Source organism: Paraburkholderia sp. (assembly GCF_047605525.1).
Classification (GTDB): domain Bacteria; phylum Pseudomonadota; class Gammaproteobacteria; order Burkholderiales; family Burkholderiaceae; genus Paraburkholderia.
This window is the reverse complement of sequence record NZ_JASGFN010000016.1, coordinates 42,688-59,732: the sequence shown is the minus strand read 5'-3', so window position 1 is coordinate 59,732 and position 17,045 is coordinate 42,688. Positions and strand designations below refer to the sequence as shown.

Sequence of the window (17,045 nt, the reverse complement as noted above, 5' to 3'; positions counted from 1 at the left end):
CGATGTCGACGATTCCGCGCGCCGGCTCCCCGCACCCGAACGGGCGCGGCAACGCGGGCCGCCCGGGCCAGGCCGGCGGCGCGGCAAAACGCGCCGGCGGCGGCCTGCTGTCCGGCAGTCCGCAGGAATGGCTGCCGCCGCTGCTGCTGTGGCTGATCACGGCGGTGCTGATCATCGCGCATCAGGGCACCGTGCTCACGCTCGCGTTTCCGGTGCTCGCGATCCTGACCGGCCTGTGGCTCTACTTCAAGAGCCCGGCGCGCTATATCGGCTTCATGTGGTGGCTGTGGTTCCTGAGCCCGGAAGTGCGGCGTCTCGCCGACTGGTCGAAAGGCGCGTTCACGCCGACCAGCCTGATCCAGGTCGCGCCGCTCGCGGTCACCATGATCAGCGGCCTGTCGCTGCTGCGCTACTACCGGCTGCTCGCGCAACGGCGCGGCCTGCCGGTGCTGCTGATCCTGCTCGGGCTGGTCTACGCGTTCCTGATCGGCGTGGTGTCGAGCGGGCCGCTCGCGGCCACGTACGACCTCGCGAACTGGCTCTATCCGATCCTGATCGGCTTTCACATCATGGCGCACACGCGCCAGTATCCGCGCTACCGCGACACGATCGTCAATACGTTCATCTGGGGCATGCTGGTGATGGGCGGCTACGGCCTGATCCAGTTCTTCGTCATGCCGCAGTGGGACGCGCTGTGGATGCTCGGCTCGCAGATGAACTCGCAGGGCGACCCGGTGCCGATGGGCGTGCGCGTATTCAGCACGATGAATTCGTCGGGACCGTTCGCGTTCGCGATGATGGGCGCGATGGTGTTCGTGATGGCGGCCACGCACCGCGTGCGCTGGATCGCCGCGGCGCTCGGCTTTTTTTCGTTCGCGCTGAGCCTCGTGCGCTCGACGTGGGGCGGCTGGGTGATCGCGCTGCTGATCCAGTTGGTGAAGTCGAACAACAAGGTGCGCGTGCGCATCGTCGCGAGCGCGGTGCTGCTCGCCGGCGTCTGCGTGCCGCTGCTCGCGGTCGGGCCGGTGGCCGAGCGGATGCAGGCGCGGCTCGACACGATCGTCAATCTGCACGACGACCAGAGCTACGCGGCGCGCAACGAGTTCTACGCGACCTTCGCGAAGACCGCATTCACCGACGTGGCCGGCGAGGGCATGGGCGCGACCGGCACGTCGACCAAGCTCTCCAACGACGGCGGCCAGCTCGGCCAGTACGGCAACTTCGACAGCGGCGTGATGAACATTCCGTTCGTGCTCGGCTGGCCCGGCACGCTGCTCTATATGTCCGGCATCGTGTGGCTGCTCACGCGCGCGGTACTCGCGTCGTTCCGGCTGCGCGACGACAAGTTCGTCTCCGCGTGCCTGAGCCTGTGTCTGGCGACCTTCGCGATGCTCGTGTTCACGAACTCGCTGGTCGGCACCGGCGGCCTGCTGCTTTTCATGAGCGCTTTTTCGATTCTTTCCGCGGCCCACTACGAAAAAATGAACCGTAGACGCACGCCATTTCTCCACGGAGGCACTGATTGAGAGTCGCCATTGTCACGCACGTAGTGCGCCATAACGACGGCCAGGGGCGCGTCAACCACGAGATCGCGCGCGCGGCGCTCGACGAGAACATCGGCGTGACACTGGTCGCGTCGCACGTCGCGCCCGAGCTGCTCGCGCATCCGAACGTGCGCTGGGTGCCGGTCAGAATCGGCCGCTGGTGGCCGACCAATCTGCTGCGCCAGCAGGTGTTCGCGCTCCGGAGCGCGCTGTGGCTGCGCGCGCACCGCCGCGAATACGACGTGCTGCACGTGAACGGCTTCATCACGTGGATGCCGGCCGACGTCAATACGTCGCACTTTGTGCATAGCGGCTGGTTCAACAGCAAGTACTATCCGTTCGGCCTCACGAAGGGTGTGTGGTCCGCGTACCAGTCGATCTATACGCGCTGCAATGCGCTTTTCGAGCGCTGGGCGTACCGGCGCTCGAAGGTGATCACCGCGGTGTCGCAGAAGGTCGCCGACGAAATCCGCGCGATCGGGCTCACGCCGGAGAACCGCGTCGACGTGATCTACAACGGCGTCGACACGCAGGGTTTCGCGGCGGCGAGCGGCGATCGCGCGCGCTTCGATCTGCCGGCCGATGCATTCCTGCTGCTGTTCGTCGGCGATCTGCGCACGCCGCGCAAGAATCTCGGCACCGTGCTCGCCGCGTTGAAGCATCTGCCCGAACACGTGCAGATCGCGGTGGCCGGGTTTCTGCCGGGCAGCCCGTACCCGGACGAGGCTAAAGCGCTCGGCATCGCGCATCGCGTGCATTTTCTCGGGCTCGTGAAGGAGATGCCGGTGCTGATGCATTCGGTCGACGCGTTCGTGTTTCCGTCGCGGTACGAGGCGATGAGCCTGTCGCTGCTCGAGGCGATGGCGGCCGGTTTGCCGGTCGTGACCGCGCGCACCGCGGGCGGCGCCGAAATCATCACGCCCGATTGCGGCATCGTGCTCGACGACCCGGACGATCCGCAAGCGCTGGCTGGCGCGGTCGCGCGGCTCGCCGGCGACGACACCGCGCGCCGCGCGATGGGCGAGGCCGCGAGCCAGCTCGCGACCGGCTTCGGCTGGGCGCGCATGGCCGCGCAGTACATCGCGCTGTACCGGCAACTGGCCGGGCAGCAGGAAAACCGCCGGCGCAGCCAGGCGGAAGCGTCGGTGGTCGCGCAGAACGACGCGCTGACACTGAACCATCTCGCGGGGCAGAAGCGCGTGGAATGACGGGGGCTATCGCGCGTGCGCAGGCCGCGCGACAGCCGTCGATCCGTACTTCGCCATGGCCACTCCCGCCATTCTCCGAAAACAACGCACAGGGGCACCTCATCATGACGACACGCTCAATCAAATCACTGCAGATCGGGATGCACTGGTTTCCCGAACGCGCGGGCGGCCTCGACCGCATGTACTACTCGCTGGTCGGCGCGCTGCCGGGCGCGGGCGTCGCGGTGCGCGGCGTCGTGGCCGGCTCGCCGAAAGTCGCCGCCGATACCGGCGGCGCGATCAACGGCTTCGGGCCGGCCGCGCAATCGCTGCCGCTGCGTCTGATGGCCGCGCGCCGCGCGCTGCGCGAGGAAATCCGCACGTCGCGGCCGGACGTGATCTCGTCGCACTTCGCGCTCTATACGTTTCCGGGACTGGACGTGACGCGCGGCATTCCGCAGGTGTCGCATTTTCAGGGGCCGTGGGCCGACGAGAGCCACGTCGAAGGCGCCGATTCGCTCGGCCAGCGCGCGAAGCGCTATCTCGAACAATCGGTGTATGCGCGCTCTTCGCGGCTGATCGTGTTGTCCGACGCGTTCGGCAAGATTCTGACGTCGCGCTATGGCATCTCGCCGGAGCGCGTGCGCGTGGTGCCGGGCTGCGTCGACGTCGAGCAGTTCAATCTGCCGATTACCCAGGCCGAAGCGCGCCTGCGGCTGCAACTGCCGCAGGACCGGCCGATCGTGCTCGCGGTGCGGCGTCTGGTGCGGCGCATGGGGCTGGAGGATCTGATCGACGCGGTGAAGCTGGTGAAGCGCGGCGCGCCCGACGTGCTGCTGCTGATCGCGGGCAAGGGGCGGCTCGAGAGCGAATTGCAGGCGCGTATCGACGACGCGGGCTTGCAGCACAACGTCAAGCTGCTCGGCTTCGTGCCCGACCAGCATCTCGCGGCGCTGTATCGCGCGGCCAATATCAGCGTCGTGCCGACGGTCGCGTTGGAGGGCTTCGGGCTCATCACGGTCGAATCGCTCGCGTCGGGCACGCCGGTGCTGGTGACGCCGGTCGGCGGCTTGCCCGAAGCGGTGGCGGGGTTGTCGCCGGATCTGGTGCTGCCGGACACGGGCGCGCAGGCGCTTGCGGCGGGTCTGGCCGGCGCGCTGAACGGCACGCTGAAGCTGCCCGACGCGGATGCGTGCCGCCGGTATGCGCGCGAGCATTTCGACAACGCGGTGATCGCGAAGCGGGTCGCCGCGGTGTACGCGGAGGCGATCGCGGGCGGCGCGCTGCATTGAGGCGGCGCGATGAAAAAGCGAGGCCCCGATCGTTGCGATCGGGGCCTCGTGTGTTTCAGCGCCGGCTCTTTGTCAGAACGTCTCGTGATGCTCGTTACGGCCGATATCCGCCTGCACCATCATCTGACATAGCTGCTCGAGCGTGGTCCGCGGCTGCCAGCCGAGCGTCTCGCGCGCCTTGTCCGCGCAGCCGATCAGCAGATCCACCTCGGCCGGACGATAGAACTTCGGATTCACGCGCACGAGCGTCTTGCCGGTGGCGACATCGATGCCGGTCTCGCGCTCGTCCTTGCCCGACCATTCGAGCTGATAGCCGGCCGCCGCGAATGCCATGCGCACGAAATCGCGAACCGTTTCGGTGCGGCCCGTCGCGAGTACGAAGGTATCCGGCGCGTCGGCCTGCAGCATGCGCCACATCCCTTCGACATACTCGAGCGCGAAGCCCCAGTCGCGCTGCGCGCCCAGATTGCCGAGTTCGAGCACGTCCTGCTTGCCGAGCCGGATCTTCGCGACCGAGTCGGTGATCTTGCGCGTGACGAATTCGCGGCCACGCAGCGGCGATTCGTGATTGAACAGAATCCCGCTGCTCGCGAACAGGTTGTACGACTCGCGATAGTTGATCGTCGACCAGTGCGCGAACAGCTTCGCGACACCATACGGGCTGCGCGGATAGAAGGGCGTGTCCTCGCGTTGCGGAACCGCCTGCACGAGGCCGAACATTTCGGAGGTCGACGCCTGGTAGTAGCGCGTCGTCGGGCTCAGGATACGCAGGCCTTCGAGCAGGTTCAGCGCGCCGATGCCGGTCACTTCGGCGGTGGTCACGGGCTGATCGAACGATACGCCGACGAAGCTTTGCGCGGCGAGGTTGTACACCTCGTCGGCCTGCGCGCCGTCGAGCAGGCGCAGCGTCGAACCGAGATCGGTGAGGTCGTGCTCGACCAGACGCAGGTTCGGATGATCGAGCACGCCGAGCTCACGCATGCGCCAGAAATTGACCGAGCTCGTGCGCCGGTACGTGCCGGTCACGTGATAGCCCTTGTCGAGCAGCAGGCGGGTCAGATAGGCACCGTCCTGTCCGGATACGCCGGTGATGATCGCTTTGCGTGGTTGGCTCATAGCTTAGCTTGCCTTCTGGTTCGTTAATGAAAAAAACGGAAAAACCCGGGCGTCGGCTGGGCGCGCCGCGCTTCACCCGGTGGAACACGCGGGAAAAAATCCGCTCAAGGCGTGCTCCCGAGCAGCCGCCGCACCAGGGGTTCGACGACCTGATAGTCCTGTTCGGCTTTCAGCCGGTACAGCTCCGGCTTCGGATGCGCGCCGTCCGACATCAGCGTCTTCCAGTCCGGCAGACTGCTGACGTACGCGAACTGATCGACGAGCGGTACCTGCTGCTCGGCGGCCACGCGGCGCGTCATCGCGACCATCGCGGCGAGGCGCGCGTTGAGCCGGTTGTCGGGCATCGGGTTCGACGTCTGTAGAACCGGCTGCTTGCCGAGCGCGCGCGCCGTCTGCACGAGCGCCGTTTCGGCCGCATGGAACTGCTCGGGTGTCTGGTTCTGCATCACTTCGTTGATGCCGTAATTGATCAGCACGATCCGCGCGGGCGACGCGGCGAGGCGTTCGCGCCACGGCAGGCCGGCGTCCGGGCCGGCGCGGCGATTGCCGGTGCCGTCGCGCAACTGCGTGGCCATCGTGCCGCCGACGCCGTAGTTGTCGACCCGCACGCGTGCGCCGTAGCGCGCCCGCAGGTCGTCCTGCAGATACGTGACCGCGTTGCGCGCTTGCGGACCGCAATGGCCGGCCTCGCAGGTGATGCCGAGCGTCGTCGAATCGCCGTAGGCGTCGATCAGAATCCGCGGCGGCCCCGACGTTGAGGTTTCAGCGCTGGCCGCGCAAATGGCGGGCACGAGCATCGTCAGCGCCGATAGGGCGCCCGACACGAGCGCAACGACATAATTCCGGCGCTTCATGCGCGGCTTTGCGGCGCGGGCCGCGCGACGTTCGCGCGGCCTCCCGCGCCTGCTCCGGTAGCGGCGCTGCCGGAAGCCGGCGCATGAGCACGCGCCGGCTCCTTGCCGCGCGCACCGAAAATCAACCGCTTCTCGAATGCGAACCAGGTGATGCTCGCGTACACGAGCGTGATCGCCAGCGCGAGCGCCGCGCTCAGATAGCGGTTCAGATGCAGCGGCCACACCATGTACAGCACGCTCAGATGAATCAGATAGATCGTGTAGCTGATCGTGCCGATATAAACGAGCACGCGATTGCACAGCAGCCGCTTGACGATGCCCTTGCTTTGCAGCGCGATCACGACGATCGACGTGCACAGCACCAGCGACACGCTATACAGCCCCGCGTTCGACAGCGGCGTATTCGCCGCGCGAAAGCGCGGGAAGTGCAGATGCAGCCACGCCAGTACCGCGAGCGCGGCGCACAAGCCCAGCACCGCGAGCCCCTTGAACGGTTCGAGCGCATCGCGATCGCGCCGCACGGCAACCGCGAGCAGCGCGCCGGCCGCGAGCAGATCCATGCGGAACGGCGTCAGGTAATAGATCGGCCAGAACGAATCGAACCAAGGCGTCGCGATGGCGCGCAGCACCGGCACCAGCACGATCAGCGCCGCCGCCACGTAGCCGAGCAGGCGCTCCGGCACCAGCAGGATCACGAACGGCCAGAAGATATAAAACTGTTCCTCGACCGCGAGCGACCACAGCACATTGAGACTGTCATGACCGCTCTGATTGAGCGCGTCGCCGATATTGGTCGCGAAGAACGCGTACCAGTACCAGTGCCGAGCCCACGCGAGGCCGAACAGGATCGACGACACGACCATCAGCAGCAGGTACGGCGGCAGGATGCGCCGCGCGCGGCGCGCGTAAAAGTAGCTGAAATACGATTGCTGACGCGTCTTGCGATCGAGCAGGATGCCGCTGATCAGAAAGCCGCTCAGAACAAAAAACAGATCGACGCCCATCCACAGCGGCGCTTTCAGCGCGTGCTGCGCGAATACCGCGAGCACGGCGAGCGCGCGCAGGCCGTCGAGCTGCACGATGCGGGAGTGAGAGGGCGCGAGGGGCAATGCGCTGGCAGTCATGAACCGTCCATGGTGTGAAGCGGGTAGGCCGGGCGAAGTACCGCGCGCGCGTCGCCGTCAAACAGCGGCGAACAGGCGCGCGCGCTTCGCGTCGCAACGGAAGTGCAATCGATTCTAGGAAAAATAAAATCGCGAAAAAACGCAAAGGAATTGGATAAATGAATCAGTTTGAAACAGGGTATTTCTTTAGCGATTGAAGGCGACTTTATATGCTTGCGCGACGGCGGCGCTGTGATGCGTAACAAGTGCGTGACGCACGTAATCGCATCGGTAAATAAGGCATATAGAGGGGACTGCGCGGCGCCCCGAAACGGCGCGAAGAGCAGGCTCGTGTTTTTATCGACTTTTAAACTCGTTTCTTTCGCGAAGATTAAGCCGGCGAATATTTTTGAATTATTTTCGAGTTTCGTCGCCGTGTTTTTTCCGCGTAATGTGGCCGTGTGGACGGCGCTCCAGAACCGCCCGCGCGCTGGCCGTCCGGATCGGCCACACGCTCCTCATGTTCTCCCGCGTGGCGTCAGGCGGTTCGCCGCGCCACCTCACTGATGAATTTCGCACCCGCCCGGACATAGTCCGGGCCGATCGTATCGACCGGCATCGACCGGTCATTGCCTGGAGGATCCGCCTTGCCCCGTTTCACGCTCAGAAGCTGGCTTGCCGTGATGGCGTGCGCCGCCGGACTGGCCGCGATATCGGCGGGTTGGCCGGCTCACGCGGAAACCGCGTTGAACGCGAAAACGTCATGGCTCGGCAACAGCTTCGGTTTCGGCGACGGCACGTGGACGCAGATCAACATCACCGCGATTGCGGTGAGCCCCGACGGCAAGGTGTACACGAACGCGCCGTGGGACGAAAGCGGCGCGGAAGCGAGCGTCTATCAGGACGGCAGGATGCTCGGCTTCGCGGGCGGCACGCATGGCTGGGGCAACGGCGGCGGCAACGCGGTCGCGGTGAATCGCAAGTATGCGTTTATCGCGATCGCGGTCGGCAACGAAAAGGGCCATCTGGTCGAGCCGGGCGTGTGGCCGGAGAAGGGCAGGCAATGGTTCGGCATTTCGCGCCGTTCGATTGCCGATCCGAAACGCGTCGCGCCGTTCCAGCCGGCCGCGAACAACGCGGACCCGCATGCGCAGCTCGCGGCCGGCTTTCTGATGATGAACGACGTGCCGACCGGCACGACCGCCGAAATCGGCGGTCTCGCGGCGAACGACACGACGCTCTACGCGGCCAATACCGCGCGCAATCGCATCGAGGTGTACGACGCCGAATCGATGCAGCAGAAAGCCACGTGGGACGTGCCCGAGCCGGGGCGCATCGCGCTCGCGCCCGACGGCACGCTGTGGGTGCTGAGCGGCACGCGCGGCGCGCGCGCGCCGGCTATCGCGCACTACACGGCGACCGGGCAACGCCTCGACGAAAACTTCACGCTGCCGGCCGATACGGTCGCCGTCGATATCGCGGTCGACTCGCAAGGCCGCGTGCTGATCGCCGATAACGGTCCGCGTCAGCAGGTGCTGTTCTTTACGAAGCGCGACGGCCGCTACACGGAGTCGGGAACGCTCGGCGAGCGCGGCGGTATTTTCAGCGGCGTCGCGGGCCAGCCCGGACCCCGGCGTTTCAACGGGCTCACCGGGGTCGGCGTCGATGCGCGCGGCAACGTGTATGTGTCGACCAACGGTATCGGTCCGCGCTACGCACCGATTGGCGCGGGCCTCGGCGCGACGCTCGAAAGCTATGCGCCGGACGGCGAACGCAACTGGCAGGTCGAGGGGCTGCTGTTCGTCGACGGCGCCTGGGTCGACCCCGATCCGGCCAGACCCGACAGCGTCTATACCGGCAACAAGCGCTTCGAACTCGATCTGTCGAAGCCGCCCGGCCAGGACTGGAAATACGTGGGCTTTCTGTCGAACCGCTTCCGCTATCCGGACGACCCGGTGTTCCATACCGACCAGTATCCGGGCCTGCCGATCGCGCGCCGGCTCAAGGGCCGCACGTTCCTGTATCTGACCGACATGTACGCGGACCATCTGAAGATCTACCGCTTCGATCCGCAGCACGACGGCGAGACCGCGATTCCTTCCGGCTTTATCGCGGGCCGCGAGCGCGCGGTCGCGCAGGTGCCGAACGCGCCGCCGGGCGGCGACTGGATCTGGCGCGACACGAACGGCGACGGCCGCTTCGGGCGCGACGAATTCACGCTCAACACGAGCGGCACGAAGCTCGCGGGCGGCTGGGGCTGGTGGGTCGACACCGCCGGCGACATCTGGCGCGCGCGCGACACGAAGGGCATCTACCGCTTCCGCTTCGGCGGACTCGATGCGAAGGGCAATCCGGTCTACTCGTACGCGAACCTCACGCAGTACCCAGTGCCGCAGCCGTTTACCGAACTGCATCGCGCGATCTACGACCCCGCGAGCGACACGCTGTATGCGACCGGCTATACCGCTGACGCGCCGACCGAGCACGGCTTCTGGAAGGAAGTGGGCCGCGTGCTGGTGCGCTACGACAAATGGTCGAGCGGCAAGCCGGTGCAGCGCTACGCGATCACGTTGCCGTGGCAGACGCAGGGCAAGCCGATCGCGACGATCATCGGCCTCACCGTCGAGGGGCAGTACGTATTCGGCGTCGAGCCGGTCGGCGCGGTGCACGTGTGGGACAAGGACAGCGGCAAGGAACTCGGCGTGATCCGCCCGGGCCCGGAAGTGGGCCGCGCGTCGGGCTGGGTCGATGTGCCGAACGGCATCAGCGCCGCAAAACGCCGCGACGGCGAGTACCTCGTGTTCGTCGAGGAAGACGCGCGCGGCAAGGTGCTGATGTACCGCTGGAAACCCTGATTTTCGTTCACGCCGGCCACGCGGGACCGCCGGCAACCCAACCGCAAACCCCAAGGGATTCGATGGACAAAGGCATTCTCCGGAACGTAGCGATCAATTTTTTCGGGCTCGTGCTGCCGACCTTCGTGTCGCTCGTGACCGTGCCGTCGTATATCCGGCTGCTCGGGGTTGAGCGCTACGGCGTGATCAGTCTCGTGTGGACGCTGATCGGCTACTTCGGGATTCTCGATCTCGGCATGAGCATGGCCGCGCAGAACCATATTTCGAAGGCGCGCGCGTCGGGCGACCAGAACGAAAGCGCGCGCGTGTTCTGGAGCGCGACATGGCTCAATCTGACGACCGGCGTGATCGGCGGCCTGATCATCTATTTCGGCGCGTTTCTGTACACCGCGTATTTCACGAAGGTGTCGCCCGAGTTGCAGCACGAGGTTTATATGGCGCTGCCGTGGCTCGCGGTGGCGATTCCGATCGCCAACGTATCGTGGGTGTTCGCGGGCGCGATCAACGGCGCGGAGCGCTTCGGCGTCTACAACACGAACCAGACGATCGGCACGTTCCTGTTCCAGTTGCTGCCGCTCGGCGCCGCGCTGTGGCTCGGCGCGACGTTGCAGAACGTGCTGGCCGCCGCGGTGGTCGCGCGGATTCTGGCCGCGCTGCTGCTTGGCCGCTCGGCGCTGAAGGTGCTGGAAATACGCAGCATCCTGCCGCCGCAGCTCGGCGTCGCGAAGGGACTGTTCAACTTCGGCGGCTGGATGCTGGTTGCGAGCGTGACGACGATGGTCGCCGATTCGCTCGACCGCGTGATGCTCGGCTCGCGGCTCGGCGCGCGTTTCGTCACGTATTACACGGTGCCGCAGAACCTCGTCACGCGTCTGAACATCGTGCCGACCGCGCTGGTGCGCACGCTGTTTCCGCGCCTCTCGGCGGTCGGCCGCGCGGATGCCGACACGATCACGCGGCAGTCGCTCGAATTTCTCAACGGCGTGTTCACGCCGGTCGCGCTCGTCGCGATGCTGGTGCTCGAACCGTTTCTGCATCTGTGGGTCGGCAACGAGATCGCGACGGCGGCCGCGCCCGTGGGTCGCATCATGATCGTCGCCGTGTGGCTCGTCGGACAGGCGAACGTCACGCGCATCCTGATCCAGTCGCAGGTCAATCCGGCCACCGCCGCGCGCGTCGGCCTCGTCGAATTGCCGCTGTTTGCAGGCGTGTTGTGGCTCGGCATCACGTATTTCGGCCTGACCGGCGCGGCGCTCGCGGTGGCGGCCCGCGCGCTGTTCGATTACGCGGTGCTGCTGCATTTCGCTGCGATCCGCGCGCGCCAGATCGTGCTCGACATGCTGGCCCATCTCGCCTTCCTGCTCGCCAGCCTGTGGCTCGCGAGCTTCCTGCCGGGCCTCGCGCTCGCGATTGCCGCCGGTGTGCTGATGGTCGGCGCGAACGTCGCGTGGTCGATCACGATGACGCCCGCCTTGCGCAATCTTGCGCGTTCACTGCTGCGTTCACTGCTGTTGCGACTGAATCCGAGGAAAAGCGCATGAATGACGACGTCCTTGAAAAAACCATGCTGCGGCCCGCGAAGCGCAGCGCGCTCGACGAACTGACGAGCGTGCCGGGCGCGTTGCCCGCGCCGCGCCGCGCCGCATTGCGTGCGAACCGAAGCGTGCGCATCGCGATCGTGCACGACTGGCTCGTCACCTACGCGGGCGCGGAGAAAGTGCTCGAGCAGATCATCGCGTGCTTTCCGGACGCGGACCTGTTCAGCCTCGTCGACTTTCTCGACGATCGAAGTTTCCTGCGCGGCAAACCGGTGACGACCTCGTTTATCCAGAAGCTGCCGCGCGCGCGCGACAAGTACCGTTCGTATCTGCCGCTGATGCCGCTCGCGATCGAACAGCTCGACGTGTCCGCGTACGACGTCGTGATCTCGAGCAGCCACGCGGTCGCGAAGGGCATTCTGACCGGTCCCGACCAGGTGCACATCAGCTATGTGCATTCGCCGATCCGCTACGCGTGGGACTTGCAACATCAGTATCTGCAGCAGTCGAAGCTGACCAGCGGCCCGAAATCGGCGCTCGCGCGGCTGATCCTGCATTACATCCGGAACTGGGATATCCGCACGGCGAACTCGGTCGACGGTTTCGTCGCGAACTCTGGGTTCATCGCGCGGCGTATCAGGAAGGTTTATCAACGCGACGCGCAGGTGATCTTTCCGCCGGTCGACGTCGAAGCGTTTTCGCTGTGCACGCAAAAGGAAGATTTTTATCTGACCGCGTCGCGCATGGTGCCGTACAAGAAGATCGATCTGATCGTCGAGGCATTCGCGCGCATGCCCGAGCGCAAGCTCGTCGTGATCGGCGACGGCCCGGACATGGAGAAGATTCGCGCGAAGGCGGGGCCGAACGTCGAGATCATGGGTTATCAGCCGTTCGAGGTGCTGAAGGACCATATGAGCCGCGCGAAGGCATTCGTGTTCGCGGCCGAGGAGGACTTCGGCATTTCGGTGGTCGAGGCACAGGCCTGCGGCACGCCGGTGATTGCCTACGGCAAGGGCGGCGCGCTCGAAACCGTGCGCGATCTGTCCGAGTCGAAGCCGACCGGGATGTTCTTCGACGAACAGGATGCGGACTCGATCATCGCCGCGGTCAAGCGCTTCGACGAGCAGGCGCACAAGCTGTTGCCCGCGAATTGCCGCGCCAACGCCGAGCAGTTCTCGGCCGCGCATTTCCGCGAGCGCTTCTTTGCGCACGTGCGCGCGTCGGTGCCCGCGTTGCGCGCGGCGACGCTGCCACCGTACGTGCCGTATCAACCGGCATCGCCAACCGCCGCGAACGCGCCGCGCATTCTCGCGGTCGATCAGAGCGGCGTGCTCGGCGGCGCCGAGCTGTCGCTGCTCGAAATCGTGAAGGCGCTGCGCTCGCGCATCGAGGTCGTGCTGTTCGACGACGGGCCGTTTCGCGACGCGCTCGCGCAGACCGGCGTCGAGGTCAACGTGCTCGACGCGGGCGCGCTGAAACACGTTCGCAAGCAGGGCGGCTCGCTGCCGAAGGGACAGGCGTTGAAGGGGCTGATCTCGCTCGTGCGCGCGAGCGCGCAACGCGCGCGCCACGCCGACGTGATCTACGCGAACACGCAGCGCGCGATGGTGATCGGCGCGCTGGCCGGCAAGCTCGCGAGGCGGCCGGTGGTCTGGCATCTGCGCGATATCGTGAGTCCCGAGCATTTCGGCGGCAAGCAACTGGCGATCATCAAATGGTGCGCGCGGCTCGGCCTCACGCATGTGATCGCCAATTCGGCGGCGTCGGCGCATGCGTTTGCGACGCTCACGCAGTTCGACAGCAAGCGGATCGACGTGGTGTTCAACGGCATATCGGCCGAGCCGTTCGACGCGTTGCGCGCGGTGCCGCAAGCGGTGTTGCGCGAGCGCCTGGAGCTGCCGAAGGATGCCTTCCTCGTCGGCTCGTTCAGCCGGCTCGCGCGCTGGAAGGGGCAGCACGTGCTGCTCGAAGCGATGGTGCTCAACCCGCAGATGCATGCGGTGCTGGTCGGCGCGCCGCTGTTCGGCGAGGACCAGTACGAGACCGAATTGCGCGCGTTCGTCGCCGCGCACGGGCTCGGCGACCGGGTGCATTTTCTCGGCTTCCAGCACGACATCCCGGCCTGCATGTGCGCGGTCGACGCGGTCGTGCATACGTCGATCACGCCGGAGCCGTTCGGCCGCGTGATCGTCGAGGGGATGCTCGCGCGGCGGCCGGTCGTCGCGGCCCGCGCGGGCGGCGTGCTGGAGATCGTCGACGACCACGAGAACGGCGTGCTGTGCACGCCGGGCGATGCGCATGCGCTTGCCGATACGCTGGCCGAATTGCGCTCGAACGACGCGCTGCGCGAGAAACTGGTCAGGAACGGCTATCAGACGGCGCTCGCGCGCTTCGGCACGCAGAGCTATGTGGAGGGCGTCGCGCGGATTCTGAAGGGCGTGGTGAGGCGGTAAAGCGGGGGTGGCGAGGCGCCTGGACTTGCATGTTCAGGCGTCAGCCACGCTCTCGAAGGCCGTACACGCCAGGAGCGGCTGGCGGGCGACATTCTACTGTCGCGCGCACAATGCCCGCGGATTTTTTACGCGAGGGTAGACAGGGGCACGGCCAGCCCCTGTTTTTTGCGTAGCGGAGCGAAAGCCCAGCGGCTTTCGCTCCGTTTTTGTTTTTATCGCGCCGCGCGCGCGGCCTTGGGTTTGAAGCTCGCGGACCACTTCATCGAAGGCAGTTCGACGAGCCGGTAGAACACGTACGCGGCCGGCACGGCCACCAGCATGTAGCCGAACGACGGCCAGATCGACATCTGCAGCGACGAACGGAACAGCCACGACGACAGCAGCACGAAGATCGGCAGATGGATCAGATACAGCGAGAAGCTGAAGTCGCCGAAGAAAGACAAGACGCGCGATACGCCGGTCGACAGCGCGCGAAGCAGCGCGCGCATGCCAGCCGTTTTACGCCGCCGCTCATCGCGCGCATCCAGCGCCTTGTACAGATAGAACGCGAAGCCGAGCGCCCACAACTGGAACGCGCCGTACTGGCCGAAATGAAACGCGACACAGCCGGCCGCGATCAACGCCGCCGCGAGCCCGTGAAGCCATGCCGGGGCGCGCGCATCGGGCGCGCCGCGTGCTCGCGCGTCGGCGATCCACGCGCCGAGCGTCCACGAAAACCAGTACGACGTGAAGAACTGCAGGTCATGGCGCTCGAGCACGTACGCGGACACGACGTTGAGCGCGGCCACGAGCGCGAGCACCGCGTTCATACCGATACGCCGCCGCAGCGCGAACAGCAGCGGATAGACCGCATAGAACTGCACTTCGAGCGACAGCGTCCACAGCGCGCCGTTGGATCCATACGTCTTGCCCGCGATGCCCTGCAGCGAAAACAGATTGACCAGAAACGCATGCAGACCGATTTCGCGAATCTTGTGGCTGACGGGCGGCAATTGCAGGCTCAGCGAATCGAGCGCGAACGTCAGCACGAGCGCCGCGAGCAGCACCGGATAGATGCGCGCGAAGCGCCGCAGCCAGAAATTGCCCGCATCGAGCCGGTAAGCGGGATTGCCCGCGAGCCGCTGCGCGCCGCCGCGATGGATGCAGTAGCCGCTGATCACGAAGAAAATCGGCACGCCGGCCGAGCCCCATGCGATCGGCAACGTCAGGTAGGCGGCAAGCGCGCCCGGACTGAACGAACGGCCGACGCTCTGATGAAACGCCTGCATGCCGACCCATACGACCTGGCGGCAATGAAAATACGCGACCAGCAGCGCGGCGAAGCCTCGCATCGCGTCGATCACGTGCTCCCTGCCGGCGCTTGCGACACGCGCGTCGCCGCGTGCCTGCGCCGGGGCGGTGCCTTGCGCGGAACGGGGCGGCGGGGAGAGGGGCAGGGATGAGCCGGCGGCATCCAGTGCTGGGTCGCTCATGCGGGGTCCTTATTCTGAATCTGAAGCGCGGGAAACTGAAAATGGAATATGCCGATAGGCCGGGCGCGTCACACACCCGCGACGCATCCATGCTAGAGCACGCCGGCGCTAAAAAATCGATAAAAAATTGCCTTTCCGGTTAAATGAAATGCTGATTTTGTGACGAATTGTAATCAGGCATAAGGGAATGCGGCGGCGAATTATTTGCCGCTTTTGTCGTGCTAATTTAAAGCACGGATTTTCTGACGCGAGGTGAAGTCATGAACCTGCATTTACTCGCCGGCATTGCCGTGCTGCTGATCCTGGTCGCCGCCTCCGCTTACCGGGACGCGTTGCGCAACGAGCCGATCCGCCGTTACCGGATGAATCCGGGCAAGCAGCCGCCGACCGACGGACAGGAATGACGCGGTGCGCGCGAGCCCGCCGATGCGGCCGATATATGTAAAATTTTCGGATTTATCCGGAAATTCGGATAAGCGGACGATGTAATAGTTTCCGGCTCTTTTCCGCTATATGGCATATCGATAAATGTCCCTCTTATTAATTTAATTGGAGAAAAATCCGTACGTGAACCTTGCAGATTCTTTTGCTAGTCTTGCGCCGGCATCGATTGGCCGCCAGGTCCGCGAACACACCAACCTTTAACCGATGTGGGAATGCCTACCATGCTGAAAGTCACCAAAGCCGTGTTTCCCGTAGCGGGCCTCGGGACACGGTTCCTGCCGGCTACCAAAGCAAGTCCGAAGGAAATGCTGCCGATCGTCGACAAGCCGCTGATCCAGTACGCGGTCGAGGAAGCGATCGCCGCCGGCATCACCGAGATGATCTTCGTGACGGGCCGCAGCAAGCGCGCGATCGAAGATCACTTCGACAAATCCTATGAGATCGAATCCGAGCTCGAAGCGCGCAACAAGCAGAAGCTGCTCGATCTCGTGCGTAGCATCAAGCCGGCCAACGTCGACTGTTTCTACGTGCGTCAGGCCGAAGCGCTCGGCCTCGGCCATGCGGTGCTGTGCGCCGAAAAGCTGGTGGGCGACAGCCCGTTCGCGGTGATTCTCGCCGACGACCTGCTGCATAGCTCGAAGCCGGTGATGAGCCAGCTCGTCGATACGTTCAACCACTATCACAGCTCGGTGATCGGCGTCGAAACGATCGAGCGCGAAGACAGCCGCTCGTACGGTGTCGTCGACGGCCGCGAGTGGGAGGACAACGTGATCAAGCTGTCGGGCATCGTCGAGAAGCCGGCGCCGGACAAGGCGCCGTCGAACCTCGGCGTGGTGGGCCGCTACGTGCTGATGCCGACCATCTTCAAACATATCCGCGCGCTGGAGCCGGGCGCGGGCGGCGAACTGCAACTGACCGACGCGGTCCAGTCGCTGCTGACCGAGGAGCAGGTGCTCGCGTACCGCTACTTCGGCACGCGTTTCGATTGCGGCAGCAAGCTCGGCTATCTGAAGGCGACGGTCGAATTCGCGCTGCGTCATCCCGAGGTGAAGGACGAATTCGAAGCGTATCTGCAGGCTTATATGCAGAAGGGGACACACGGCGCCGTCACGGAGCCATTGACGGCGGAAGCCGCCTGAAGTCCTGGTCTTGCCGTCGTAAAGCGCGCCGAATGAAAAACGGGCGCC

General features: G+C 65.4%; 12 protein-coding genes. 8 read left to right on the top strand and 4 right to left on the bottom strand.

Annotated features, from left to right (window positions below):
• The first annotated feature begins 2 nt into the window (after nucleotides 1-2).
• The 3 genes from QM685_RS22615 to QM685_RS22605 all read left to right on the top strand — a co-directional run bounded on the left by QM685_RS22615 (nucleotide 3) and on the right by QM685_RS22605 (nucleotide 4,023).
• Nucleotides 3-1,526, top strand: coding sequence for a glucose-6-phosphate isomerase (locus QM685_RS22615; protein ID WP_415119530.1), 1,524 nt, complete (start codon nucleotides 3-5; stop codon nucleotides 1,524-1,526).
• Nucleotides 1,523-2,752, top strand: a complete 1,230-nt coding sequence (locus tag QM685_RS22610) for a glycosyltransferase family 4 protein (protein WP_415119528.1) — start codon at nucleotides 1,523-1,525, stop codon at nucleotides 2,750-2,752. Before QM685_RS22615 ends, QM685_RS22610 begins: the two co-directional genes overlap by 4 nt.
• A 104-nt stretch (nucleotides 2,753-2,856) precedes the next feature.
• Nucleotides 2,857-4,023 (top strand): glycosyltransferase family 4 protein, encoded by a 1,167-nt coding sequence (locus QM685_RS22605; RefSeq protein WP_415119526.1) that lies wholly within the window; start codon nucleotides 2,857-2,859, stop codon nucleotides 4,021-4,023.
• A 72-nt stretch (nucleotides 4,024-4,095) separates the two neighbouring features.
• Here QM685_RS22605 and gmd read toward each other — a convergent pair whose 3' ends face one another.
• The 3 genes from gmd to QM685_RS22590 form a co-directional block, all read right to left on the bottom strand.
• The gene (gene gmd, locus QM685_RS22600; RefSeq protein ID WP_415119524.1) at nucleotides 4,096-5,139 is read right to left on the bottom strand and encodes a GDP-mannose 4,6-dehydratase; all 1,044 of its coding nucleotides are present in this window, start codon (nucleotides 5,137-5,139) and stop codon (nucleotides 4,096-4,098) included.
• Nucleotides 5,140-5,243: 104 nt separating this feature from the next.
• A complete protein-coding gene (locus tag QM685_RS22595) occupies nucleotides 5,244-5,993 on the bottom strand; it encodes an SGNH/GDSL hydrolase family protein (protein ID WP_415119522.1) in 750 nt (249 codons plus the stop codon).
• The gene (locus tag QM685_RS22590; RefSeq protein ID WP_415119520.1) at nucleotides 5,990-7,117 is read right to left on the bottom strand and encodes an acyltransferase family protein; all 1,128 of its coding nucleotides are present in this window, start codon (nucleotides 7,115-7,117) and stop codon (nucleotides 5,990-5,992) included. Before QM685_RS22590 ends, QM685_RS22595 begins: the two co-directional genes overlap by 4 nt.
• A gap of 626 nt (nucleotides 7,118-7,743) precedes the next feature.
• Here QM685_RS22590 and QM685_RS22585 point away from each other — a divergent pair.
• The 3 genes from QM685_RS22585 to QM685_RS22575 all read left to right on the top strand — a co-directional run bounded on the left by QM685_RS22585 (nucleotide 7,744) and on the right by QM685_RS22575 (nucleotide 13,942).
• Nucleotides 7,744-9,951 carry a hypothetical protein gene (locus QM685_RS22585; protein ID WP_415119518.1) on the top strand — a complete coding sequence of 736 codons (2,208 nt, stop codon included), beginning with the start codon at nucleotides 7,744-7,746 and terminating at the stop codon, nucleotides 9,949-9,951.
• 62 nt (nucleotides 9,952-10,013) lie between these two features.
• The gene (locus QM685_RS22580) at nucleotides 10,014-11,492 is read left to right on the top strand and encodes a flippase (RefSeq protein WP_415119516.1); all 1,479 of its coding nucleotides are present in this window, start codon (nucleotides 10,014-10,016) and stop codon (nucleotides 11,490-11,492) included.
• Nucleotides 11,489-13,942, top strand: coding sequence for a glycosyltransferase family 4 protein (locus QM685_RS22575; RefSeq protein WP_415119514.1), 2,454 nt, complete (start codon nucleotides 11,489-11,491; stop codon nucleotides 13,940-13,942). The genes QM685_RS22580 and QM685_RS22575 overlap by 4 nt, the downstream gene beginning before the upstream one ends.
• A gap of 212 nt (nucleotides 13,943-14,154) precedes the next feature.
• Here the strand turns inward: QM685_RS22575 and QM685_RS22570 are convergent, their stop codons facing one another.
• Nucleotides 14,155-15,414, bottom strand: a complete 1,260-nt coding sequence (locus QM685_RS22570) for an acyltransferase family protein (protein WP_415119512.1) — start codon at nucleotides 15,412-15,414, stop codon at nucleotides 14,155-14,157.
• Nucleotides 15,415-15,674: 260 nt separating this feature from the next.
• Between QM685_RS22570 and QM685_RS22565 the strand changes: the two genes are divergently transcribed.
• Nucleotides 15,675-15,818 (top strand): hypothetical protein, encoded by a 144-nt coding sequence (locus QM685_RS22565; RefSeq protein WP_415119510.1) that lies wholly within the window; start codon nucleotides 15,675-15,677, stop codon nucleotides 15,816-15,818.
• 261 nt (nucleotides 15,819-16,079) lie between these two features.
• The gene (gene galU / locus QM685_RS22560) at nucleotides 16,080-16,997 is read left to right on the top strand and encodes a UTP--glucose-1-phosphate uridylyltransferase GalU (RefSeq protein WP_415119508.1); all 918 of its coding nucleotides are present in this window, start codon (nucleotides 16,080-16,082) and stop codon (nucleotides 16,995-16,997) included.
• The last annotated feature ends 48 nt before the right edge of the window (nucleotides 16,998-17,045 follow it).